Consider the following 23113-nt stretch of genomic DNA (forward strand, 5'->3'; position numbering starts at 1 on the left):
CAGGCAGGCTCGAATCTTTGCAATCATGCGGCCCGGCAAACTAAAATCGCCCTTAAATCGCGCATTCTAACGCTTCCGCCTGCTCAAACATACCGGAGACCCCGTGAGGACAATCATCGGCCTGGCCGCCCCCGCCCGATCAGGCAAGGACACTGTTGCCGCCATCCTGCTCAATAATCCAGGTGTCGCAGCCTATGCCTTGGCCGATCCGCTGAAAATGGGCTGCCAGGTGCTGTGGGGACTGACGGACGAGCAAGCATGGTCCGACGCCCTGAAAGAACAGACGATCCCTTTGTGGGGGCGCTCTCCCCGTGAGCTCTTCCAACAAGTGGGCACAGAATGGATGCGTGAGTTCAATGCCGATCACTGGCTGAAGCGAGCGGAACTGGCGATCAACCCGCCGATTGAATCATCTGAGCCGGCCAACATTACGACGCTTGAGAGCATTGACGCCCCCTTCAGACTGGCAGCACAGGCGTTTTTCGGCTTCACCAGTGCCCAGGTGTGGGACGAGCAATGCTCGATCCAGCTCGACGCCTATTGGGGTGTGCGCCCGCAAGAAATCGTCGAGCTGCTATCCCGGAAGGCTCACTTGCTATACCCGGGCTACTCAAGTAAACGCGCTACCCTGCCCACAGTGGCACCACGTCCGCTTGCGCCCCTACCGGCCCACGTCCATACCATCATCATCAAGGATATTCGCTTCGAGAACGAAGCCAGTTACCTGCGTAGCCATAACGGCAAAATATGGCACATCAAACGCCCGAATTCTCAGCTGGTGAATCCACACAGCTCGGAGTCAGGAATCGCGCAACAGCCGGGGGATACGACGATCATGAACGACTCCACGCTCCAGGCCTTGGCGAATCGAGTAGCCGACGCCTGGCAGGAGATCCGGCCAACGCACTGACGGAACAGGCCTGAATCAAGGCGTCACTGTGGCGATGACGTCAGCGGCAACCTGTGGACTCACATGAGCTCGCTCCAGCGCCGCAGCCATCAAGCGCTCGATCTTTTCCAGATCGGAAAAATTACCGTTCTCCAAGTAGTTAGTGACTATATTCAGATAATAAATGGCTTGGTCTTCATCCAATAGCAGCGCATCGACAAGGGCAATGTGGGCGTCTGTCTTACTGCAGTTACCCATCGCTACTTGGGTACCCAAGGCCATCAGGGCGAGACGCAGGTTTCCTGCGTTGCTGGCAAGTGCCAGTGCGCGCCCCTGAAAACGGATAGTCAGCACTGCGACCTTGTCAAGCTTGCAGGTTCTTATAACTGCATCGCCTTCGTCAGTCACCTTGCTATAAATCCAATCATCACCCCGTTCGATATGATCCGAGTATCTCTGCGAGTAAGGATAGAACCATAGCAGTTGCCTGCCATCGGGGTAGTCGTCAGAGACCACGTAACCCTGCCGATCACGCATAGGATCAAAGCTCTTCTTGAAGGCGTTACAGGCCTTGCACGTGAGGATCAGGTTGTAAGGCTCGAAGGTGAATTGCCCATAGCCAAAGGTATGTTGCCGGTCACCAAACGCATTACTCTTTCCTTTCGCTTGCGTGCATTCGCTTGACGCGGATTTCGGTAGAATATGATCCAACTCTCGATGCCCAACCTCATCTCTGTCGATGGGTACCTGGCAATAAGCACAACGATACCCCTGCAAAGTGAGCAACCTCGAACGCAGATTACCGACATCCGTATTGATGGACCACGCCCTCCCTGCAACACCATGCGCCCGAACAGCGGTTAGCAGAGGCAGATCCTGTTCTTCAAAATCCAATGTTTCGAACAGCTCCATCTCAGGACTCCTGCTGACCTGAAAAACGCTGCAGGATGCTGGTAATCACATTACGCATCGGGTCGTGCATGGGCAGCGTCTCCCGCCCCTCAGACAATTCCTTTCTGATGACTTCGATTTCACGTTGCGTCACTGGTTTCTTTTCCCTGATCAACGACAACGCGATATCTGCCGTGGCAGTGAATCCAGGCGCACGCGTCGAATCGATACCGAAAATATTCTCGTAGACATCTGAGGCACTCCACCCGAACGTACTCTCCATGGCTTCACTTCGGATTTCGAGCACGCCATCATCCAAACTCATTCCGGACCTCAGCGCGACGACGCTACCCCACTCAGGATCAACCCCCGACGCAACTAGGGGTGAATGGGTAGCAATGACAGCCTGTACCTCCCCGCACTCTCGGAAGATGCTGTTAAGCATGGAGGTATATTGTTGTTGCCATTTGGGATGAAGACTATTCTCAGGCTCGTCCACCAGCACCAGGCTGCCTGGCCGTAGCTCTGCACATAACCCGGCGAAACCTGCCAGCCACCCCCACTGTCCAGAGCTCAAATCTTGCCCTTTCAGTTTGAGCGCCTCGTCCTTTTCCTCGTCACCGCTATTCTCTGCGACGTCGGTCAAACGAAAGAAAGAGGTACCTGCCGTATCGAGAAAACCGGCTTTCAACAGAACCAGCCATTCGCCGACACCCCATCCGTATGCATCCCAGTAAGATGGCGCAACAGAAAGCTCACCATCCAACAGGGTCAGCACCGGCAAAGCGTGACTCTTGTTGATCCCCGTCAGCAGTTTGTATATGACAAGGTAATCAAGAGCCATGAACCTGCCATAGGCTCGCTCGACAGTTTCGTCCCAGCCCCTCGCCGACTGTGCCTCGGCGAATCGAGCCAGTAATTGGCTCGCTCGCTTTTCGACGTCTTCCCTGACCATGTGCTGCTTGTCAATCGGCGTGTTGAGCCACAACTTGTGATCGTCAGCCGTAGCCTTGGAGAGCTTCAGCCGAATATCCATACGAGCGCGCAACCCTAAATGTGAAAACACCCGCTCCAACAAGTGGCCACGTTGGCGGACGGCCTCAATATTATTGAGTAACGCGGCAATGAGCGCCCGCTCGCTTTGCGCTGTCCCTGCCATCCCGTTAGTCGCCCTGGCGCCGAAGTATAGAAGCGGTACACCTAGGGACTCCTTCAGCACGCCAAAGAAACTATTACTGCTCGCCCTCGGAAAACGGTCAAGCGGCGTCCCAGAAAGACACACCACGCAACTTGGCCTACCCCCACCCTCTACCTCGATCAGTCGGCCACCTGTACGGGCCCCACTTTGTCCCAAGGCGACATCCAGCAAGGCTCGCAGCACGTAACTCTTGCGAACACCATTCTGGCCGACCATTACCGTAATCCAGGTGGATGGCTGCGACTCCCCTTCGAGCAATCGCACGACCGCACAGCTTTTCTTCTCGTTTACCGTGATTTTCCTGAACATCTGCATCGTCCTTGATGGTCGAAGGGCCTAGCCCTGTGCTACCGGCCACTTTCCGGAGCCGGCTCAGAGGTAGTGCCGGCCCCCTCGAGTCTTTGACTGGATGTAGGTGGGTCTGCCACCTGCGGATCAAGCTCTGCAGGGGAACCTTGATGCTCATCCACACTGGGCTCGATCCTCGGCGCTGGGCTGGAACGGTAATCCGCCCGCCGCTTGAGCTGGAACTCGCGCACCGCGCTGTTGTGATCGTCCAGGTCGTCGGAGAACACATGACTGCCGTCACCACGGGCGACGAAGTACAGGCTCGAGCCGTCGCTGGGGTTGAGCGCGGCGTGGATCGCCTCGCGCCCGACCATGGCGATCGGCGTCGGCGGCAAGCCGGTCATGGTGTAGGTGTTGTAGGGAGTCGGCTCGCGCAGGTCGGCGCGGGTGATCTTGCCGTTGTAGCGCTCGCCCATGCCGTAGATCACGGTCGGGTCGGTCTGCAGCATCATGCCCAGGCGCATGCGCCGCACGAACACGCCGGCGATCTGCCCGCGTTCCTGGGGAATGCCGGTTTCCTTCTCCACCAGCGAGGCCATGATCAGCGCCTGGTAAGGGTCGCGATACGGCAGGTCGGTGCTGCGCTCGGCCCACTCCTTGGCCAGCACTTCGTCCAGGCGCATGTAGGCCTGCTGCAGCAGCTCGACGTCGCTCATGCCGCGCACGAAGCGATAGGTGTCGGGGAAGAAGCGGCCTTCGGGGAACACACCGGTGTGACCGAGCTTGTCCATCACCTCGGTATCGGACAAGCCTTCGAGGGTGTGCTTGAGCTTTTCATGCTTGGCCACCGCGGCACGCACCTGGCGGAAGGTCCAGCCCTCGACCAGGGTGATGTTGTACTGCACCACGTCGCCGCGCTTCCAGGCGTCGAACAGCTGACCCACGGTCATGCCCGGGGTCACCCGGTATTCGCCGGTGTGCAACGGCGTGCCCGCCATGTTGAAGCGCCAGTAAAGGCGCAGCCACAGCGGATCGTCGAGCAGGCCTTCGCTCTGCATGCGATAGAACATACGATTGGGCGTCGTGCCGCTGGGCACGTCGAGCAGGCGCTCCTGCGCCACTTGCAGGGGCTGCTCCAGGACCGAGTTGACCTTCCAGGCGGCCCAGCCCAGTGCCAGGCCGGCGAGGATCAAGCTCATTTCCAGCAGCAGCAGGAATTTGCGTCTCACGAATCAGGTATCCAGTAACGTACGGGCAACGGCCTGCAGTTTACGGGTGAGCGGCCCTGCCGGCCAGTTCAGCGCGGCGAATTCACGCACGGGCCAGATGCCGTAGACACTGTTGCAGACGAACACTTCGTCGGCCTGCTCCAGCACCTCCAGCGGCAAGTCCCGCACCTGGGTGGGAATGCCCAGCAACGCCGCCTGCTCCAGCAACGCCGCGCGCATCACCCCGGCCACGCCGCAACGGCTCAGCTCGGCGGTCAGCAGCACGCCGTCACGCACCAGGAACAGGTTGCTGTACACCCCTTCGATCACCCGCCCTTGGCCGTCACGCATCAAGCCTTCGGCAAACGCCGGATCCTGCCATTCGGCGCGGGCCAGCACCTGCTCGAGGCGGTTGAGGTGTTTGAGCCCGGCCAGCAGCGGTTGTTCCGCCAGCCGCGTCTGGCAGGCGTACAGGCGCACGCCCTGTTCGGCATGTTCGGCGGGATAGGCCGGCAAGGGGCTGCCCTGGAGGATGCGCCGCGCCTGGGCGCCAGCCGCCGGGGCATAGCCACGCTGGCTGTCGCCGCGGGTCAGGATCAGCTTGGCGACGCCCTCGCCCAGCAGCTGGGCGAATTGCAACAGTTCATTGCGAACCAGCGTCAGGTCGGCCTCGATCGCCAGGCGCTGGCAACCCAGCGCCAGGCGGTCGAGGTGCGGGGCCAGCAGGCTGGGCCTGCCGCCGCGCACGGCGATGGTCTCGAACAGGCCATCGCCGTAGGCCAGGCCGCGGTTCTGCAGATTGACCGCAGCCGCGTCCTGGCCATCGATCCAGCTGTGCATCAGTCGGCGAACCGACGGAATACCAGCGAACCGTTGGTGCCACCGAAACCGAACGAGTTGGACAGCACCACGTCGATCGGCATGCTGCGCGCCTGGTGCGGCACGAAGTCCAGGTCGCAACCTTCGTCGGGCTCATCCAGGTTGATGGTCGGCGGCGCCATCTGGCTGTTTATCGCCAGAACGCTGAAGATCGCCTCGACCGCGCCGGCGGCGCCGAGCAGATGGCCGGTCATCGACTTGGTCGAGCTGACTGCCAGCTTGTAGGCGTGCTCGCCGAACACACGCTTGATCGCGGCCACTTCGGCGATGTCGCCGGCCGGCGTCGAGGTGCCGTGGGCGTTGATGTAGCTGACGTCCTCAGGCTGGATGCCGGCATCGCGCAAGGCGTTGGCCATGCAGCGGGCGGCGCCTTCGCCGGAATCGGGCGGCGAGGTCATGTGGTAGGCGTCGCCGCTCATGCCGAAACCGACCAGCTCGGCATAGATGGTGGCGCCACGGGCCTTGGCGTGCTCCAGCTCTTCGAGCACCAGGGCGCCGGCGCCGTCGGACAGCACGAAGCCGTCACGGCCCTTGTCCCACGGACGGCTGGCACGGGCCGGCTCGTCGTTGCGGGTCGACAGCGCGCGGGACGCGCCGAAGCCGCCCATGCCCAGGCCGCAGGCGGCCATTTCGGCACCGCCGGCGATCATCACGTCGGCTTCACCGTAGGCGATGTTGCGCGCGGCCATGCCGATGCAGTGGGTGCCGGTGGTGCAGGCGGTGGCGATCGCGTAGTTCGGCCCTTGCAGACCCAGGTGGATCGACAGGAAGCCGGAGATCATGTTGATGATCGAGCCCGGCACGAAGAATGGCGAAATCCGGCGCGGCCCCTGCTCGTGCAGGGTCTTGCTGGTCTCTTCGATGTTGGTCAGGCCACCGATGCCCGAGCCCATGGCCACGCCGATGCGCTCGCGGTTGGCGTCGGTGATTTCCAGGCCGGCGTTGCGCACCGCCTGGAAGCCGGCCGCCAGGCCGTACTGGATGAACAGATCGAGCTTGCGGGCCTCCTTGGCCGACAGGTACTGCTCGACTTCGAAGCCCTTTACCGAGCCGCCAAAACGGGTGGAGTAGGCAGACAGATCCGTATGCTCGATCGGACCGATGCCACTGCGGCCAGCCAGAATGCCCTGCCAGGTGCTCGGTACATCGGTACCCAGTGGCGACAGCATACCCATACCAGTGACCACGACGCGTCTACGCGACACAGTACTCTCCTCATTTCCAAATTACAGAGTCTCTTGCCAGTGCACTGGCGCGGCCAATGGCCTGGCAACAGACTCCGCTGATTGCAGGGCTTGCAAAGAAAAAACCGCACGCCGGCGACGGCAGTGCGGTTTTTCCCGACAAGTAGCGTCGACTGAAACGTCTTAGGCCTGGTGGGCGTTGACGTAGTCGATGGCAGCTTGAACGGTAGTGATCTTCTCGGCTTCTTCGTCAGGGATTTCGGTCTCGAATTCCTCTTCCAGAGCCATCACCAGCTCAACGGTGTCAAGCGAATCGGCACCCAGGTCCTCAACGAAGGAAGAGGTGTTCTTCACTTCATCTTCCTTGACGCCCAGTTGCTCGGCGACGATTTTCTTGACGCGTTCTTCGATGGTGCTCATACCTAGTTTTCACTCCTAATGGACATATGTCAGGCAGCTGGCCGGTGACCAAGTTTATAGGAAGACGCCTGCTTTTCAAGCGTAACGCGCCTTCCACCAGGCCACCGGGCCCTCTGCCCGGAATCTGGTTGCAGCTTTATAACGGATTTTAGGCTCGCAGTATGACTCTTTTTTGAAGCAATCCGTCACATTGAGTTGCGGTTTTTACATGTACATCCCGCCGTTCACCGGCACGGTGGCGCCGGTGACATAGGCTGCGCCGTCGGAAGCCAGGAAGGAAACCACTTTCGCGATCTCCTCGGCCTGGCCCAGGCGGCCCAGCGGAATCTCTTTCAGCATGGCCTCGCGCTGCGCTTCGGCCAGCTCGCGGGTCATGTCGGTGTCGATGAAGCCCGGGGTCACCGAGTTGACGGTGATGCCACGCGAGCCCACTTCACGGGCCAGGGCACGGCTGAAGCCTTCCAGACCGGCCTTGGCGGCCGCGTAGTTGGCCTGGCCGGCGTTGCCCATGGCACCCACTACCGAGCCGATGCTGATGATACGACCCCAGCGGGCCTTGGTCATGCCGCGCAGCACGCCCTTGGACAGACGGTAGAGACTGTTGAGGTTGGTGTCGATCACATCGAACCACTCGTCGTCCTTCATCCGCAGCATCAGATTGTCGCGGGTGATGCCGGCGTTGTTGACCAGGATGGCCGGTGCACCGAACTGCTCGCCGATGGCGCCCAGCACCGCGTCCACGGACTCGGCGCTGGTGACGTTCAGCTCAAGGCCGGTGCCGTTGATGCCGTGCTCTTTCAGAGTGGCGGCAATACGCTCGGCGCCCGACGCGGTGGTGGCGGTACCGATCACGGTCGCGCCCTGACGGCCCAGCTCGAGGGCGATGGCCTGGCCGATACCACGGCTGGCGCCGGTGACCAGTGCAACTTTACCTTGCAGGCTCATGCAAGCTTCTCCGAATTCAGGCCAGCGCCGCACGGGTGGCGGCGACGGCGTCTGGGGTGTTGAGGTTGTAGGTGGTCACGCCGTCGGCGCAACGCTTGTTCAGGCCGGCCAGGACCTTGCCCGGGCCGCATTCGACCAGGTTCACCGCGCCGCGCTCGGCCAGGGCCTGCACGCACTCTACCCAGCGTACCGGCTGGTACAGCTGAGCCAGCAGGTCTTGCTTGAGAGCGTCGAGGTCGGCGGCGATGGCGGCGGTGACGTTCTGCACCACCGGGATCTGCGGGGCCTTCCATTCGATGGCGTTGACCGACTCGGCGAACCGCTCGGCGGCCGGCTTCATCAGCGCGCAGTGCGACGGCACGCTGACCGCCAACGGCAGGGCGCGCTTGGCACCGGCCTCTTTGCACAGCTCCATGGCGCGATCCACCGCCGCCTTGTTGCCGGCGATGACCACCTGGCCAGGGGAGTTGAAGTTCACCGCGCTGACCACTTGGTCTTCGGCGGCCTTGGCGCAGATCTCGACCACGACCGCGTCGTCCAGGCCGAGGATCGCGGCCATCGCGCCGTGGCCGGCCGGCACAGCCTCCTGCATCAGCTGACCGCGGCGCTCGACAAGGCGCACGGCGTCTTTCAGCGACAGGCTGCCAGCGGCGACCAGGGCGCTGTATTCACCCAGGCTGTGACCGGAGACGTACGCAGGCTGCGCGCCACCCTCTTCCAGCCACAGGCGCCACAGGGCGATCGAGGCGGTCAGGATGGCCGGCTGGGTCTTGTCGGTCTGGTTGAGTTGTTCTTCCGGGCCTTCCTGGACCAGCTTCCACAGGTCGTAGCCCAGGGCCTCGGACGCTTCCTTGAAGGTCTCGACGATTACCGGTTTTTCGGCGCCCAGCTCTTTGAGCATGCCCAGCGACTGGGAACCTTGACCAGGAAAGACGAATGCGAGGGATGCAGACATTGAACAAGCCCTTATGATCTTGTCGTCGGATAGGGTGCGCCGGGCCGTGGGCCGGGCGCGCAATCTGAAAGCTTGGATGGATACACAGACCAAGCGGTCACATTTAAGCACTTCATCGGCGATATGCCTAAGGTCTTTGTTTGCCTGTGCCGGCCCTTTCGCGGGTAAACCCGCTCCCACAGGATTGCCACAGGCCTGAAGGTTGCAGGGTACCTGTGGGAGCGGATTTATCCGCGAAGAGGTCGGCACAGGCTACGGCAGCAAGTCCTCCAGACGCCCATGCAGGCGCTGCGGCAGGTTCTCCTGGATCTCGATCAGCGCCCGCTGGATCGCGCTCTGCAAGCCCTGCACGCCCGCCGAGCCATGGCTCTTGATGACGATGCCCTGCAACCCCAGGAAGCTTGCGCCATTGTGTCGCGCCGGCGCCAGGTCGGCCTGCAGGCGCTTGAGCAACGGCATGGCCATGGCCCCCGCCGCCCGCGCCAGCAGCCCGCCACGGAACAACGCCTCGATGCGCGCACCGATCATGGTCGCCAGGCCCTCGCTGGACTTGAGCAGGATATTGCCGACGAAACCGTCGCACACCACCACGTCCGCCTCGCCACGGTACAGCCCGTCGCCCTCGACGAAGCCGATGTAGTTCAGGCCCCGAGCGTTCTGCAGCAGACTGGCGGCCAACTTGACCTGCTGGTTGCCCTTGATGTCCTCGGTGCCGATATTGAGCAGCGCCACCCGCGGCCGGTGCACGCCCAGGGCCTGGGCAGCCACCGAGCCCATCACGGCGAACTGGTAGAGGTTTTCCGCGCTGCAATCGACATTGGCGCCGAGGTCGAGTAGCTGACAATAGCCGGCCTGGGTCGGAATCGCCGCCACCATCGCCGGGCGATCGATGCCGGGCAGGGTCTTGAGCACCAGGCGCGACAGGGCCATGAGCGCACCGGTATTGCCGGCGCTCACGCAGGCCTGGGCCTTGCCATCACGCACCAGTTCGAGGGCGACGCGCATCGACGAGTCCGGCTTGCCCCGCAACGCCTGCGATGGCCGCTCGTCCATGCCGATCACTTCGCTGGCCGCGACAATCTGCAGGCGCGCGCGATCCGCAGCCGCAAGGCCGCTGACGAGATCTTCAAGGAGGGAGGGTTGACCGACGAGGGTCAGGTGCAGCGAGGGGGTAGCCGAAAGGCAGGCAATGCTAGCCTGGACAATGTTGCGGGGACCGAAGTCCCCGCCCATTGCGTCGATCGCGATGATCTGAGCGGACAAGGATTACTCGTCGGCGCCCTTGTCGATCACTTTGCGACCACGGTATACGCCTTCTGGCGATACGTGGTGACGCAGGTGTACTTCACCGGTGCTCTTCTCTACCGACAGAGCTTCTGCCGACAGGGCGTCGTGCGAACGGCGCATGTCACGGGCAGAGCGGGATTTTTTGTTCTGCTGAACAGCCATAATTGATTAACTCCTAAACGTTTGGGTCACGCTTTAACTGCGCCAATACACTGAACGGGTTGGACCGCGATACCTCGTCCTTGCTCGGCTCGGGCTCATCGAGTCCCGCCGGCTGCTGGCATTCTTCCGGATGATGAGCAGGCACGATCGGCAGGGCGAGCAACAGCTCTTCCTCGACCAACGCCTGCAGATCCAAAGGATCTTCGCCCAGTTCCAGCACGTCATAGCCTTTCGGCAACGACTGGGTGTTCGCACCCTCCTTCACCACGGCGTATGTGCATTCGCTGTGGATCGGCAGGGTGACCAGCTCAAGACAACGCTGGCAAACCATCTTGACTTCGACGTCCAGCGCGCTGTGGATAACCACCACGTGCTGTTCATCTCGTTCAAAATCGAACTTCGCCTGCACCGTACCGACATTGTCGGAAAGCGGGTCGCAGAGTCTTTCCAAATCAGCGAGTTGCAGCGAACCTTCGAGGGTTACGCCACGATCAGCCAATTTGCGCGGGTCAACGTGAGGTGGAATCGGGTCATTCAACATAGGCGCAGCATTCTAGGGATGCACCCCCTCCCTGTCAAAGGAAATTAGGTGTCATCTCGCATGTTAGAATTCGGGGTAATTGCCCAGGAGTCTACCATGCTTCCCTTGTTACTGGCTTCCAGCTCTGCGTACCGCCGCGAACTGCTCACCCGCCTGCGCCTCCCCTTCACCTGGGCGAGCCCCGACCTTGACGAACGGCGCCTCGATGGCGAGCCCGCCGTCGAGCTGGTCCGTCGCCTGGCCCGACAGAAGGCCGAGGCCCTGGCCGCCAGCCACCCCGACCACCTGATCATCGGCTCCGACCAGGTGGCGGTACTGGGCGAGCAGATCCTCGGCAAGCCCCACACCTTCGAACGCGCCTGCGAGCAATTGCTGGAGGCCAGCGGGCAGCAGGTCACCTTCCTCACCGGACTGGCGCTGCTGAACAGCGCCACCGGCCACTGCCAGGTCGATTGCGTGCCGTTTACCGTGACGATGCGCGAGCTGGACCGGGAGCGCGTGGAGCGCTACGTGACGACCGAGCAGCCGCTGGACTGCGCCGGCAGCTTCAAGGCGGAGGGATTGGGGGTCAGCCTGTTCCAGAGCACCCATGGCTGTGATGCCACGAGCCTGATCGGACTGCCTCTGATTAGACTGGTGGACATGCTGCACAAGGAGGGTGTGCAGGTGCCTTGAACATGCAATCGCGGGGCAAGCCCGCTCCCACGAGACCGATGAGCGCCCCGTGGGAGCGGGCTTGCCCCGCGATGAATGCCACGCCGATTCAGCTCAGCGCAGCGAAGGCCCCTGGAACCCCATGTACAGCGCCAGACGCTCAGCCACGCTGGCACCAATGCGCTTGGAGAAGCGATCGAATGGCGACTCCTGCACGGTGAAGTCCACCAGCTCCTTCTCGCCCACAATGTCGCGGGCGACATAGCTGGCACTGCCCAGCCCATCCACCAGCCCCAGCGCCTTGGCCTGCTCGCCGGACCAGATCAGCCCGCTGAACAGCTCCGGATGCTCCTTGTCCTTCAACCGCTCACCCCGCCCCTGCTTGACCATGGCGATGAACTGGCGATGCGTGGTATCCAGCACGCCCTGCCAGAACGCGGTCTCCTCGGGCTTCTGCGGCGAGAACGGATCAAGGAACGCCTTGTGCTCGCCGGCGGTGTAGGTGCGACGCTCCACCCCCAGTTTGTCCATGGTCCCGACGAAGCCATAGCCGGCCGCGGTGACACCGATGGAGCCGACCAGACTGGCCTTGTCGGCATAGATCTCGTCGGCGGCGCTGGCGATGTAGTAGGCGCCGGACGCGCCCAGGTCACTGATGACCGCATACAGCTTGATGGCCGGATACTCGGCGCGCAGACGACGGATCTCGTCATACACATAGCCCGACTGCACCGGACTGCCGCCCGGGCTGTTGATGCGCATGACCACGGCCTTGGTCTTCGGATCCTTGAACGCCTCGCGCAGGCTCTTGACGATATTGTCGGCGCTGGCCGGCTCCTGGTCGGCGATCACCCCGCGCACCTCGACCAGCGCGGTGTGGTTGCCGCTGCGCGAGGCCGCCTTGTCCACATCCATCAACGGCGTGAACAGGAACAGGATGCCGAACAGGTAAACGAAGGTCAGCAGCTTGAAGAAGATCCCCCAGCGCCGCGCCCGGCGTTGCTCCTGGACGCCGGCCAGCAAGGTCTTCTCCAGCAGCTTCCAGCTCTTGCGCTCCTCGCCGGTTTCGTCCGGCTCGGGCGCCTTCCATTCGTCAGTCATGCTCACCTACCTTGGAAATTGATCTGCGCAGGCTCGGCCAGCCATTCGCGCAACTGGGAAAAATGCTCGATGCACACCTGCGGCCCGTATTCGGCCAGGGCCTGCAGCGGCATGGCGCCGTAGCCCACGGCAACCGAATGCATGCCGGCATTGCTGGCCATCTGCAGGTCGAACGCCGAATCTCCGACCATCAGCGCCCGCCCGGGTTCGACCCGACAATGGGCGAGAATCTCTTCGAGCATCAGCGGATGCGGCTTGCCACGGGTTTCGTCGGCAGCCCGGGTGATGTCGAAATAGCCTTCCCAGCCATTGGCCTTGAGCACGCGATCCAGGCCGCGCCGCGCCTTGCCCGTGGCCACCGCCAGACGATACCCCTCGGCACGGAACGCTTCCAGCGACTCGACCACGCCGCCGAACAACGGCGACGGCTGCTGGTCCAGCGCCATGTACACGTCGGCGTAGTGCTGACGGAATGCCTCGACCTGCGGCACATCGAGGTGCGGGTACAGGGTGGCGATCGCCTCCCCCAGCGCCAGGCCGATGATGCCCTTGACCGCCTCGTCGCTGCTGGCGGCCTCGCCGGCACGCCCGGCGGCCACGTTCATCGCCTCGACGATGCGCCCGATGGAATCGGCCAGGGTGCCGTCCCAATCGAAAATCAGCAGGTCATAACATTTATTCATGGATCAGGACGCCAGCCGCTCGATGGTCTTGGCCCACATCTCGTCCACCGGCGCCTCGAGCTTGAGCTCGCCACCGTCGGGCAGCGGCACGGTCAGCTGGTAGGCATGCAGGAACAGACGCTTGCCGCCCAGCTCGCGGATCTCGCGAGTGAAGTCTTCATCGCCGTACTTGCTGTCGCCGGCGATCATGTGCCCGGCATGCAGGGTATGCACACGGATCTGGTGGGTACGCCCGGTGATCGGCCGCGCCTCGACGATGGTGGCGAACTCGCCGAAACGGCGCAGCACGCGGAACATCGTCAGCGCGTCCTTGCCCTCGTCGTTGACCTCGACCATGCGCTCGCCGGAACGCAGGTTGCTCTTCTGCAGCGGCGCATTGACCTGCTTCTTGGAGGTCGGCCAGTGGCCGCGCACCAGCGCCATGTAGCGTTTGTCGACGCCATCGCCGCGCAGGGCGGCGTGCAGGTGGCGCAGCATGCTGCGCTTCTTGGCGATCATCAGCAGGCCCGAGGTGTCGCGGTCCAGGCGATGCACCAGCTCCAACTCCTTGGCGTCCGGGCGCAGCTGGCGCAGCGCCTCGATCACGCCGAAGCTCAGGCCGCTGCCGCCGTGCACGGCGATGCCGGCCGGCTTGTTCATCACGATCAGCGCCTTGTCCTCATAGACAATCGCGGCCTCCAGGCGCTGCAGCAGCCCCTGGGCCACCGGCGCCGGCTCGTCGCGCTCGGGCAGGCGCACCGGCGGCACGCGCACGATATCGCCGGCCTGCAGCTTGTACTCGGGTTTGATCCGACCCTTGTTGACCCGCACCTCACCCTTGCGCAGGATGCGGTAGACCAGGGTCTTGGGCACGCCCTTGAGGGCCGTGATGAGGAAATTGTCGATGCGCTGGCCGGCAAGCTCCGGCGGGACTTCGATCAGCTGAACGCCGGAAGTCGGGGGGGTATTGGTCGTCATGGCGGGATCATAACAATTTTTTATGGAATTGAAGCACTTAATCATTGCTGCTATAGTCGCGAACGCCGCCAAAAGCGGCAGGCCAGCGGCACCAGGCTCTACGCCGGCCCTGACCATCGCAATTCCCGAGGACGCGAGGCCGTCCTACGGAGCGTTCGCCAGTTTAACTAAATGCCTGGAATCGCCACCAGCGCTGTGTAGAGAAGACCGAAAAAAAACGACAAGTGCGGTGTTTCACCTGCTTACCCGATTCTTTTCGCCGTACCTCTGCCCGCCACCGTCGTTTCCGCGCATTCGGGCGAATGCTTCGGAAATACCTGCCTTGGATATGTTATGGCGCCAGCCCGGAACCGGGCTGGCGAAAAATGCAACCCGTTGCGGATTCAGCGCGCGGCAGCACCGAATTTTCAAGGGATACGTGCAGGGTGGAGACGTACAGCCCTCGGACCGTGTGGCACCGAACCCGCACCAGCGCCCCACTCAACGGGCGATGAGCGGACAAGGTCCTGAACAGACGCCCTCGTGGCGTCCACGGACGACCGGTTGATTCCTCCTCCTGACTGAGTGCACCAGGCCCGCTCGATTGATTCGGATAACCTTCGAAAAGCTCGACAGGTCTTTTGGCACCGCAAAACAGGACGCGTCGTCGCGACAACGGCAGGCTGGGCAACCGGCTGGTGCCGAACGTCGCCAGACACGGGGGTGGCCCGCCACCCTTTGCGCACCTTGGCACCGACCCTGAGAAGTCGTGTGTGCCGCACGCCGTTTCCGGCAGCCCGGAAACCGACGGTACAACATGAAAAGAATGCTGATTAACGCAACTCAGCCCGAAGAGTTGCGTGTAGCCCTGGTGGACGGCCAACGTCTCTACGACCTGGACATCGAGTCCGGCGCCCGCGAGCAGAAAAAGGCCAACATCTACAAAGGCAAGATCACCCGGATCGAGCCCAGCCTCGAAGCCGCCTTCGTCGACTTCGGCTCCGAACGTCACGGCTTCCTGCCGCTGAAGGAAATCTCCCGCGAATACTTCAAGAAAGCCCCTGAAGGCCGGGTCAACATCAAGGAAGTCCTGAGCGAAGGCCAGGAAGTCATCGTCCAGGTCGAGAAGGAAGAGCGCGGCAACAAAGGCGCCGCCCTGACCACCTTCATCAGCCTGGCCGGCCGCTACCTGGTACTGATGCCCAACAACCCGCGCGCCGGTGGCATCTCCCGCCGCATCGAAGGCGAAGAGCGCAACGAATTGCGCGAAGCACTGAACGGCCTGACCGTTCCGGGCGACATGGGCCTGATCGTGCGCACCGCGGGCCTGGGCCGCAGCAGCGAAGAAATGCAGTGGGACCTCGACTACCTGCTGCAGCTGTGGACCGCCATCAAGGAAGCCTCGCAAGACCGCGCCGCGCCGTTCCTGATCTACCAGGAAAGCAACGTCATCATCCGCGCCATCCGCGACTACCTGCGCCAGGACATCGGTGAAGTGCTGATCGACAGCATCGACGCCCAGGAAGAAGCCCTGACCTTCATCCGCCAGGTGATGCCGCAGTACGCCAGCAAGGTCAAGCTGTACGAAGACAGCGTGCCGCTGTTCAACCGCTTCCAGATCGAAAGCCAGATCGAAACCGCCTTCCAGCGCGTGGTCGACCTGCCGTCCGGCGGCTCCATCGTCATCGACCCGACCGAAGCCCTGGTGTCCATCGACATCAACTCGGCGCGCGCCACCAAAGGCAGCGACATCGAAGAGACCGCCCTGCAGACCAACCTGGAAGCGGCCGAAGAGATCGCCCGCCAGCTGCGCCTGCGTGACATCGGCGGCCTGATCGTCATCGACTTCATCGACATGACCCCGGCCAAGAACCAGCGTGCCGTCGAAGAGCGCGTGCGTGAGTGCCTCGAAGCCGACCGTGCCCGCGTGCAGGTAGGCCGTATCTCGCGCTTCGGCCTGCTGGAAATGTCCCGTCAGCGCCTGCGTCCATCGCTGGGCGAAAGCAGCGGCATCGTCTGCCCGCGCTGCTCCGGCACCGGCATCATCCGTGACGTCGAGTCGCTGTCGCTGGCAATCCTGCGCCTGATCGAAGAAGAAGCACTGAAGGACCGCACCGCCGAAGTACGCGCCCAGGTGCCGATCCCGGTCGCCGCCTTCCTGCTCAACGAGAAACGCAACTCGATCACCAAGATCGAACTGCGCACTCGCGCACGCATCATCATCCTGCCGAACGATCACCTGGAAACCCCGCACTTCGAAGTCCAGCGCCTGCGCGACGACAACCCGGACGTGCTGAACAACCAGTCCAGCTACGAGATCGCCTCGGCCGAGACCGAAGAAGCGCCGCAGCCGACCGCCACCCGCACCCTGGTACGCCAGGAAGCCGCGGTCAAGACCGCGCCGGCCCGCGCCAACGCCCCGGTGCCAGCCGCCGCTGAAGAGCAGCCGGCACCTGCCACGCCGGTCGCCGCCCCTGCCGCCGCCGAACCGAGCCTGTTCAAGGGCCTGGTGAAGTCGCTGGTCAGCCTGTTCGCCGGCAAGGAAGAACCTGCCGCCGCACCGGCCGCCGCCACCGAGAAGCCAGCCACCGAACGCTCGCCACGCAATGAAGAGCGTCGCAACGGTCGCCAGCAGAGCCGCAACCGCAACGGCCGCCGCGAAGAAGACCGCAAGCCACGCGAAGAGCGCGGCGAGCGCGCCCCGCGTGAAGAGCGTCAGCCTCGCGAAGAGCGTGCCCCGCGTGAAGAACGCGCGCCACGTGAAGAGCGTCAACCGCGCCAGCCGCGTGAAGACCGCCGCGGCAACCGCGAAGAGCGCGTGCGCGAACTGCGCGAGCCGCTGGACGCCGCACCGGTCGCCCGCGAAGAACGCGCCCCGCGTGAAGAGCGCGCTCCACGCGAAGAGCGTGCACCGCGTGAAGAACGCGCTCCTCGCGAAGAGCGCGCTCCTCGCGAAGAGCGCGCACCGCGTGAAGAACGTGCTCCTCGCGAAGAGCGCGCACCGCGTGAAGAACGTGCTCCTCGCGAAGAGCGCGCACCGCGTGAAGAACGCGCCCCTCGTGAAGAGCGTGCACCGCGTGAAGAACGTGCCCCTCGCGAAGAGCGTGCGCCACGTGAGGAACGCGCCCCACGCGAAGAGCGCCAGCTGCGCCCTGAGGTGCAGGCCGCCGAACAGGCCGTGGAGCTCGCCGAGGAGCAACTGCCGAACGAAGAGCTGCTGCAGGACGAGCAGGAAGGCGCCGATGGCGAGCGTCCACGCCGCCGCTCGCGTGGCCAGCGTCGTCGCAGCAACCGTCGTGAGCGCCAGCGCAACGCCAATGGCGAGCTGATCGAAGGCGGCGACGAAGACGCCGGCGAAGAGCAGCCACAACAGCACCAGGCCACCGAGCTGGGTGCCGAACTGGCCGCCGGCACTGCCGTCATCGCTGCCGTTGCCACCAGCAACATCAGCGCCGACGCCGAGGCCGAAGCCAACCAGCAGGCCGAGCGCGCCAGCGCCGCTGTCGCCGAGACCCAGGTGGAAATCACCGAAGTCGTGGCCGAGCAGGTCGCCATCGCCCCGGTGGTCGAGCAGCCTGTCAGCGAGCCAGTGGTCGCCGCCGAGCCGAGCATCGAGCCTGTCGTCGAAGTGGCGCCGCAGCCTGTGGTCGAAGAAGCCGCCGCCGAGCAGCCGGCCGCCGTTGTCGAGGCAGCTGTCGAGCCTGCAGCGGTCCTGGAAGCCCCTGTGGTGGAAGCGGGCGAGATCGAGAAGGCACCGGTTGCCGAAGTGGTCGAAGCCCAGGCGCCAGTCGCCGAGCAACCTGCTCCGGTGGCCGAAGCCGTCGAAGCCCAGCCTGAAGTGGTCGAAGCCCCGGTGGCCGAGCCTGCGCCAGCCGTGGTTGCCGAAGAAGCGCCGGCCGAGCCGTCCACCATCATGCTGCCGAACGGCCGTGCGCCGAACGACCCGCGTGAAGTGCGTCGCCGCAAGCGTGAAGCCGAAGCAGCCGCTGCTGCCCTGGCCGCCGCCGCCCCGGCCGAAGCCCTGGAAACCGCTGACGAGCACAAGCCTCATCACGGTTGATAGCCTCGGCTGAATGAAAAAGCCCCGCCAGTGCGAACTGGCGGGGCTTTTTCTTTGCCGGGTGGATGGCACCGGCTTCGCCGGTGATCGCGGGGCAAGCCCGCTCCTACAAGGGCAACACCCTACCTGTAGGAGCGGGCTTGCCCCGCGATAGGGCTGGCACAGGCCAACCCATCAGTACAGGTTCGGCTCCATCTCCAGCTCCACCCCGAAGCGCTCGAGGATATCCGCCTGGATCCGCCGAGCCAGCGCATGCAACTGCGCCCCGCTCGCCTGGCCGTAGTTCACCAGCACCAGCGACTGCAAGCGGTGCACCCCGGCATCGCCATCGCGATAGCCTTTCCACCCCGCCTGCTCGATCAGCCAGCCAGCCGCCAACTTCACCTGGCCATCAGCCTGGGGATAGGCCACCACGCCGGGATGCCCGGCACGGATACGCTCGACCAACGCAGCGGACACCACCGGATTCTTGAAGAAGCTCCCGGCGTTGCCCAGCTCAGCCGGATCCGGCAGCTTTTCCCGACGAATACTGCAGATCGCGTCGCTGATTGCCTGCGCGGTCGGCTGCTCGACGCCCTGCTCCGCCAGGCGCTGACGCACCGGGCCGTAGTCCAGGTGTGCCTGCAACGTGCGATTCAAGGCAAAGCGCACCCGCACAATCAGCCAGCGCCCGGGGTTGCGCTTGAACAGGCTGTCGCGATAGCCGAACGCGCACTCTTCCAGCGAGAAGTCCCGCAGCTCGCCGGTCTCGCGGTCGAGCGCGGTCAAGCCGGCGAACACATCCTTGATCTCCACGCCATAGGCACCGACGTTCTGCATCGGCGCGGCGCCCACGGTGCCGGGGATCAGGCTGAGGTTTTCCAACCCGCACAAGCCCTGCCCAAGGCTCCACTGCACGAACGGGTGCCAAGGCTCGCCGGCCTCGGCCTCCACCACCACCCGCTCACCATCGTCGCTGAGCAGGCGTCGGCCACGACTGGCCATATGCAGCACCAGGGCCTCGACATCGCGGGACAGCAGCAGGTTGCTGCCACCGCCGATCACCAGCACCGGTACCTGCCGCTCGGCGGCCTGGGCCAGGGCCTGGCGGACTTCGTCGTCGTCATGCACCTGGGTGAAGTAGCGGGCACTGACATCGATACCGAAGGTGTTGTAGGGCTTGAGCGACACGCGCTCCTGCCAGTGCGCCGTCATAACCGCCCCTTGATTTCCACGACCAGCTCGCGGCAGGCCGCCTCGATCAGGTCCAGGACCTGCTCGAAGCCTTCGGCACCGCCGTAGTAAGGGTCCGGCACTTCGTCCAGGGCCGCGCCATAGCGGCGCAGGAACAGGTCGAGCTCGCCCTTGGCGTTGTGCGGGCGCAGGGCCTGCAGGTTGCCCAGGTTGCTCTTGTCCATGGCCAGGACCAGGTCGTAGTCGGCGAAGTGCGCCGCCTTGACCTGCTGGGCACGCTGGCGCGACAGGTCGTAGCCACGGGCCAGGGCCGCCTTGCAGGTGCGACTGTCGGGCGCCTTGCCGACATGCCAGTCGCCGGTGCCGGCGGAGGCCACCTGCACCACCTCACCCAGGCCTGCGGCCTCGAGCTGGTGGCGCAGCACGCCTTCGGCGGTCGGCGAGCGGCAGATATTGCCGAGGCAGACGAACAGGACGCGCATCAGGCCTCCAGCAAGCGCCTTACGCGCTCCAGGTCTTCAGGGGTGTCCACACCCACCGCCGGCGCCTCGATGGCGTCGGCGACATGGATGCGCACGCCGTGCCACAGGGCGCGCAACTGCTCCAGCGATTCGGTCTGCTCCAGCCAGCACGGGCCCCAGGCGACGAAGTCCTGGAGGAAGCCCACGCGGTAGGCGTACATGCCGATATGGCGGCGATAGGGCACGCCCTCCGGCAACTGCTCACGATCCTTGGCAAAGGCATCCCGCGCCCAGGGCAGCGGCGCGCGGCTGAAGGTCAGGGCCAGGCCATGCTTGTCGCTGACCACCTTGACCGCATTGGGGTTGAAAATGGTTTCCGGGGCGTGGATCGGCTCGGCCAGGGTGGCGATGCCGGCTTCCGGGTGTGCGGCGAGGTTGGCCGCCACCTGGTCGATGATCACCGGCGGAATCAGCGGCTCGTCGCCCTGCACGTTGACCACGATGGCATCGGCGGCCAGGCCCAGCTGGGCGGCCACCTCGGCCAGGCGATCGGTGCCCGACTCATGGTCGGCGCGGGTCAGCAGCACCTCGGCGCCAAACGCCCGGCAGGCCTCGACGATGCTGGCATCGTCGGTGGCGATGACCACGCGGCTGGCGCCGCTCTTGCGCGCCTGCTCCCACACATGCTGGACCATCGGCTTGCCGGCGATCGGCAGCAATGGCTTGCCCGGCAGGCGCGTGGAGCGCAGCCGGGCGGGAATCACCACGGTGAAGTCCAGGCTCATTTGTCCAGGCGCTCTTCGTCGGTCAGGGTGCGCGCCTCGCTTTCCAGCATCACCGGGATGCCGTCGCGGATCGGATAGGCCAGGCCCGCGCCTTTGCTGATCAGCTCGGTCTTGTCGGCGCTGAGCTTGAGCGGGCCCTTGGTGATCGGGCAGGCCAGGATATCGAGCAGTTTGGTGTCCATGGAGGTGTCCTTGCGACGGAAAATGAAAAAAGGCTCAGGGGCGGCCGGGCAGCAGGCGGTCGAGCTGGGCGTCGAACCAGTCGCTGAAGGCGGGTGTCGGCACGGCGTCGACCGCCAGGTACCACCAGTCGTCGGCGGCGAAGGGCCGGCATTTCACCGCATCCTTCTCGGTCATCACCAGTGGCAGCGGTGGGCTGAACGACAGCACTTCACGGCTGTAGGGCGCATGGTCGGCGAAAGGGTGCGGCACCGGCTGCCAGTGTAGCCCCAGCAGGGTGTTGAAGAAACGTTGCGGATTGCCGATGCCGGCCACAGCGTGCAGCGCCTGGCCAGGCGGGAACAGGTCAAGGTCGCGGCGCTCGCCGCTGCGCAGGTTGATCAGCGCCGAAGGTTGCAGGCGGAAGGCGAAGCCGTCGCCGCGGTCGGTCTCAGCGCCGTTGAACAGCACCGCGTCCGCCTCGCCCAGGCGCTCGGCCGGCTCGCGCAACGGGCCGGCCGGCAGGCAGCGACGATTGCCAAGGCCCCGGGCAGCATCGATCAGCACCAGCTCCAGGTCGCGGGCCAGGCGGTAATGCTGCATGCCGTCGTCGCACAGGATCAGGTCCGGCGCGTCGCTGGCCAGCAAGGCCTGTACGGCGCGGGAACGATCGGGGTCGATCACCAGCGGCACACCGGTGCGCTGCACGATCAGCAAGGGCTCGTCACCGGCCTGCTCCGCAGGCTGGTCAGCCTGGACACGCCAAGGATGTTGCGGCGGCTTGGCGCCATAGCCACGGCTGACCACGCCGACCTTGAGCCCCTGCCGGCGGCAGTGCTCGATCAGCCAGAGGATCATCGGTGTCTTGCCGGTACCGCCGACGGTGATGTTGCCCACCACGATCACCGGTACCGGGGCACGGTAGCTGGGGCTTTCGCCACTGAGGAAGCGCGCGCGCTTGCGTATCACCACGCGGCGGTACAGCGCCTCCAGCGGGCGCAACAGGGCAAGCGCCGGGTGCCCGGTGTACCAGGCGGCGAGCAGACGGTCGGCGAAGGCCATCAGGGCTTGCCCTGCGCGGCCTCGACGGTGGTCATGCGCAACTTGCTGAAGCCGAGCTTGCCGGCCGCGTCCATTGCGGTGATCACAGCCTGGTGCGGGGTCTTGCCGTCGGCGCTGATGGCCAGCGGCAGGGTGATGTCACCGCCGGACTCCTTCTCGATCGCCTCGGTCAGGGTGTCCAGGTCGCTCTTGGGCAGCAGGTGGTTGTTCACCGAGTACACGCCGTCGGCGCTGATGGAAATCTCCACCAGCTTGCCCTGATCGGCCGGCGGCTGCTCGGCGCTGCTGGCCTCGGGCAGTTCGACGCGCAGCTGGGTCTCGCGGGTGAAGGTGGTGGTGACCACGAAGAACAGCAGCAGCACGAACACCACGTCGATCAACGACGCCAGGTTGATGTCGACGTTCTCGCGCTGGCGATTGCGCCGGAACTTCACGCCTTGCCTCCGGCCACTTCCACTTCGCGGTCACCCTGCAGCACTTCCACCAACTTGATCGCCTCCTGCTCCATGCCCACCACCAGCTCATCGATGCGGCGCAGCAGGAAGCGGTGGAAGAACACCGCCGGGATACCGACCATCAGGCCGGCCGCGGTGGTGACCAGGGCCTTGGAGATCCCCCCGGCCAGGACGGCGGCGTTGGCGGTCATCTGCGAGCCCATGAAGGCGCTGAAGATGTCGATCATGCCCAGCACGGTGCCCAGCAGGCCCAGCAGCGGGGCCATGGCGGCGATGGTGCCGAGGGTGCTGATGTAGCGTTCCAGCTCGTGGATGACCCGCGAGGCGGCCTCCTCGATGCACTCCTTCATGATCTCGCGGCCGTGGCGCGAGTTGGCCAGGCCCGCGGCGAGGATCTCGCCCAGCGGCGAGTCGGCGCGCAGGGCCTTGAGCTTGTCACTGGTGAGTTGCTTGTCCTTGATCCACATCCACACCTGGCCCAGCAGGTGCGGCGGGGTGACACGGCTGGCGCGCAGGGTCCACAGGCGCTCGACGACGATCGCCATGGCGGCGATGGAGCTCAGGATGATCGGCAGCATCATCCAGCCACCGGACTTGACCAATTCCCACACAGTTAGCATCCCCTCGGAAAAAGGCCGCCACTCTACCATAGGACCGCCTGGGGCTCATCTGCCGGAGGTCAGGGAAACGTTCGGTCCGGGTAATCGCGGGGCAAGCCCGCTCCCACGCCAACGCGA

General features: G+C 64.2%; 24 protein-coding genes. 3 read left to right on the forward strand and 21 right to left on the reverse strand.

All coding sequences use genetic code 11. The features are described 5' to 3' along the window. Positions 1-103: 103 nt before the first annotated feature. On the forward strand, positions 104-910 hold the full coding sequence (locus tag VUG52_RS19540) for a deoxynucleotide monophosphate kinase family protein (RefSeq protein ID WP_052896366.1): 807 nt from the start codon (positions 104-106) through the stop codon (positions 908-910). A gap of 15 nt (positions 911-925) precedes the next feature. On the opposite strand, the gene VUG52_RS19545 is transcribed toward VUG52_RS19540, so the two are convergent. The 11 genes from VUG52_RS19545 to VUG52_RS19595 form a co-directional block, all read right to left on the reverse strand. Next, positions 926-1801, reverse strand: coding sequence for an HNH endonuclease (locus tag VUG52_RS19545; protein ID WP_262974561.1), 876 nt, complete (start codon positions 1799-1801; stop codon positions 926-928). A gap of 1 nt (position 1802) precedes the next feature. Next, complete coding sequence (locus tag VUG52_RS19550) at positions 1803-3287, reverse strand: AAA family ATPase (protein WP_050704707.1); 1485 nt, start codon at positions 3285-3287, stop codon at positions 1803-1805. A 38-nt stretch (positions 3288-3325) separates the two neighbouring features. Beyond that, the gene (gene mltG / locus VUG52_RS19555) at positions 3326-4495 is read right to left on the reverse strand and encodes an endolytic transglycosylase MltG (protein ID WP_262974562.1); all 1170 of its coding nucleotides are present in this window, start codon (positions 4493-4495) and stop codon (positions 3326-3328) included. Between the two features lie 3 nt (positions 4496-4498). After that, positions 4499-5314, reverse strand: coding sequence for an aminodeoxychorismate lyase (pabC, locus tag VUG52_RS19560; RefSeq protein WP_262974563.1), 816 nt, complete (start codon positions 5312-5314; stop codon positions 4499-4501). Then, a complete protein-coding gene (gene fabF / locus VUG52_RS19565; RefSeq protein ID WP_050704704.1) occupies positions 5314-6558 on the reverse strand; it encodes a beta-ketoacyl-ACP synthase II in 1245 nt (414 codons plus the stop codon). Before fabF ends, pabC begins: the two co-directional genes overlap by 1 nt. Before the next feature lie 162 nt (positions 6559-6720). Next, complete coding sequence (gene acpP, locus VUG52_RS19570; RefSeq protein ID WP_028690990.1) at positions 6721-6957, reverse strand: acyl carrier protein; 237 nt, start codon at positions 6955-6957, stop codon at positions 6721-6723. A gap of 204 nt (positions 6958-7161) precedes the next feature. After that, a complete protein-coding gene (gene fabG / locus VUG52_RS19575; RefSeq protein WP_050704703.1) occupies positions 7162-7902 on the reverse strand; it encodes a 3-oxoacyl-ACP reductase FabG in 741 nt (246 codons plus the stop codon). 16 nt (positions 7903-7918) lie between these two features. Next, positions 7919-8857, reverse strand: a complete 939-nt coding sequence (gene fabD, locus VUG52_RS19580; protein WP_050704702.1) for an ACP S-malonyltransferase — start codon at positions 8855-8857, stop codon at positions 7919-7921. 252 nt (positions 8858-9109) lie between these two features. After that, positions 9110-10120, reverse strand: a complete 1011-nt coding sequence (gene plsX, locus VUG52_RS19585; protein WP_082337679.1) for a phosphate acyltransferase PlsX — start codon at positions 10118-10120, stop codon at positions 9110-9112. A 3-nt stretch (positions 10121-10123) separates the two neighbouring features. Then, complete coding sequence (rpmF, locus tag VUG52_RS19590; RefSeq protein ID WP_028690987.1) at positions 10124-10306, reverse strand: 50S ribosomal protein L32; 183 nt, start codon at positions 10304-10306, stop codon at positions 10124-10126. A gap of 13 nt (positions 10307-10319) precedes the next feature. Next, entirely contained in the window at positions 10320-10847 is a 528-nt protein-coding gene (locus VUG52_RS19595; RefSeq protein WP_023630499.1) for a YceD family protein, read from the reverse strand. 96 nt (positions 10848-10943) lie between these two features. On the opposite strand from VUG52_RS19595, the gene VUG52_RS19600 reads away from it, so the two are divergent. Then, positions 10944-11522 (forward strand): Maf family protein, encoded by a 579-nt coding sequence (locus tag VUG52_RS19600; protein ID WP_262974564.1) that lies wholly within the window; start codon positions 10944-10946, stop codon positions 11520-11522. Between the two features lie 93 nt (positions 11523-11615). Here VUG52_RS19600 and VUG52_RS19605 read toward each other — a convergent pair whose 3' ends face one another. The 3 genes from VUG52_RS19605 to rluC are packed head-to-tail and all read right to left on the reverse strand — an operon-like array spanning position 11616 to position 14242. Next, positions 11616-12602 carry a S49 family peptidase gene (locus tag VUG52_RS19605; RefSeq protein WP_050704698.1) on the reverse strand — a complete coding sequence of 329 codons (987 nt, stop codon included), beginning with the start codon at positions 12600-12602 and terminating at the stop codon, positions 11616-11618. Positions 12603-12604: 2 nt separating this feature from the next. Beyond that, entirely contained in the window at positions 12605-13285 is a 681-nt protein-coding gene (locus tag VUG52_RS19610) for an HAD family hydrolase (protein ID WP_262974565.1), read from the reverse strand. 3 nt (positions 13286-13288) lie between these two features. Continuing rightward, positions 13289-14242 carry a 23S rRNA pseudouridine(955/2504/2580) synthase RluC gene (gene rluC, locus VUG52_RS19615; protein WP_050704696.1) on the reverse strand — a complete coding sequence of 318 codons (954 nt, stop codon included), beginning with the start codon at positions 14240-14242 and terminating at the stop codon, positions 13289-13291. Between the two features lie 796 nt (positions 14243-15038). Between rluC and rne the strand changes: the two genes are divergently transcribed. Next, positions 15039-18281, forward strand: coding sequence for a ribonuclease E (gene rne / locus VUG52_RS19620; protein WP_331831944.1), 3243 nt, complete (start codon positions 15039-15041; stop codon positions 18279-18281). A 174-nt stretch (positions 18282-18455) separates the two neighbouring features. Here the strand turns inward: rne and murB are convergent, their stop codons facing one another. Genes murB through VUG52_RS19655 form a run of 7 tightly spaced genes read right to left on the reverse strand, consistent with a single transcriptional unit; the run spans position 18456 to position 22987 of the window. After that, positions 18456-19475: a UDP-N-acetylmuramate dehydrogenase gene (gene murB, locus VUG52_RS19625; RefSeq protein WP_050704694.1), complete on the reverse strand. Its 1020-nt coding sequence runs from the start codon at positions 19473-19475 to the stop codon at positions 18456-18458. Then, positions 19472-19936 (reverse strand): low molecular weight protein-tyrosine-phosphatase, encoded by a 465-nt coding sequence (locus tag VUG52_RS19630; protein ID WP_050704693.1) that lies wholly within the window; start codon positions 19934-19936, stop codon positions 19472-19474. Before VUG52_RS19630 ends, murB begins: the two co-directional genes overlap by 4 nt. Then, complete coding sequence (gene kdsB / locus VUG52_RS19635; RefSeq protein ID WP_050704692.1) at positions 19936-20700, reverse strand: 3-deoxy-manno-octulosonate cytidylyltransferase; 765 nt, start codon at positions 20698-20700, stop codon at positions 19936-19938. The genes VUG52_RS19630 and kdsB overlap by 1 nt, the downstream gene beginning before the upstream one ends. Further along, entirely contained in the window at positions 20697-20882 is a 186-nt protein-coding gene (locus tag VUG52_RS19640) for a Trm112 family protein (RefSeq protein WP_011532874.1), read from the reverse strand. Before VUG52_RS19640 ends, kdsB begins: the two co-directional genes overlap by 4 nt. A 34-nt stretch (positions 20883-20916) precedes the next feature. Then, the gene (gene lpxK / locus VUG52_RS19645) at positions 20917-21921 is read right to left on the reverse strand and encodes a tetraacyldisaccharide 4'-kinase (RefSeq protein ID WP_331831958.1); all 1005 of its coding nucleotides are present in this window, start codon (positions 21919-21921) and stop codon (positions 20917-20919) included. After that, positions 21921-22355, reverse strand: coding sequence for an ExbD/TolR family protein (locus VUG52_RS19650; protein ID WP_110739307.1), 435 nt, complete (start codon positions 22353-22355; stop codon positions 21921-21923). Before VUG52_RS19650 ends, lpxK begins: the two co-directional genes overlap by 1 nt. After that, positions 22352-22987, reverse strand: coding sequence for a MotA/TolQ/ExbB proton channel family protein (locus VUG52_RS19655; RefSeq protein WP_028690976.1), 636 nt, complete (start codon positions 22985-22987; stop codon positions 22352-22354). The genes VUG52_RS19650 and VUG52_RS19655 overlap by 4 nt, the downstream gene beginning before the upstream one ends. Positions 22988-23113: the final 126 nt, after the last annotated feature.

Origin of the sequence: Pseudomonas sp. LH21, from assembly GCF_036549575.1 — a bacterium.
Taxonomy (GTDB): Bacteria; Pseudomonadota; Gammaproteobacteria; order Pseudomonadales; family Pseudomonadaceae; genus Aquipseudomonas; species Aquipseudomonas peradeniyensis.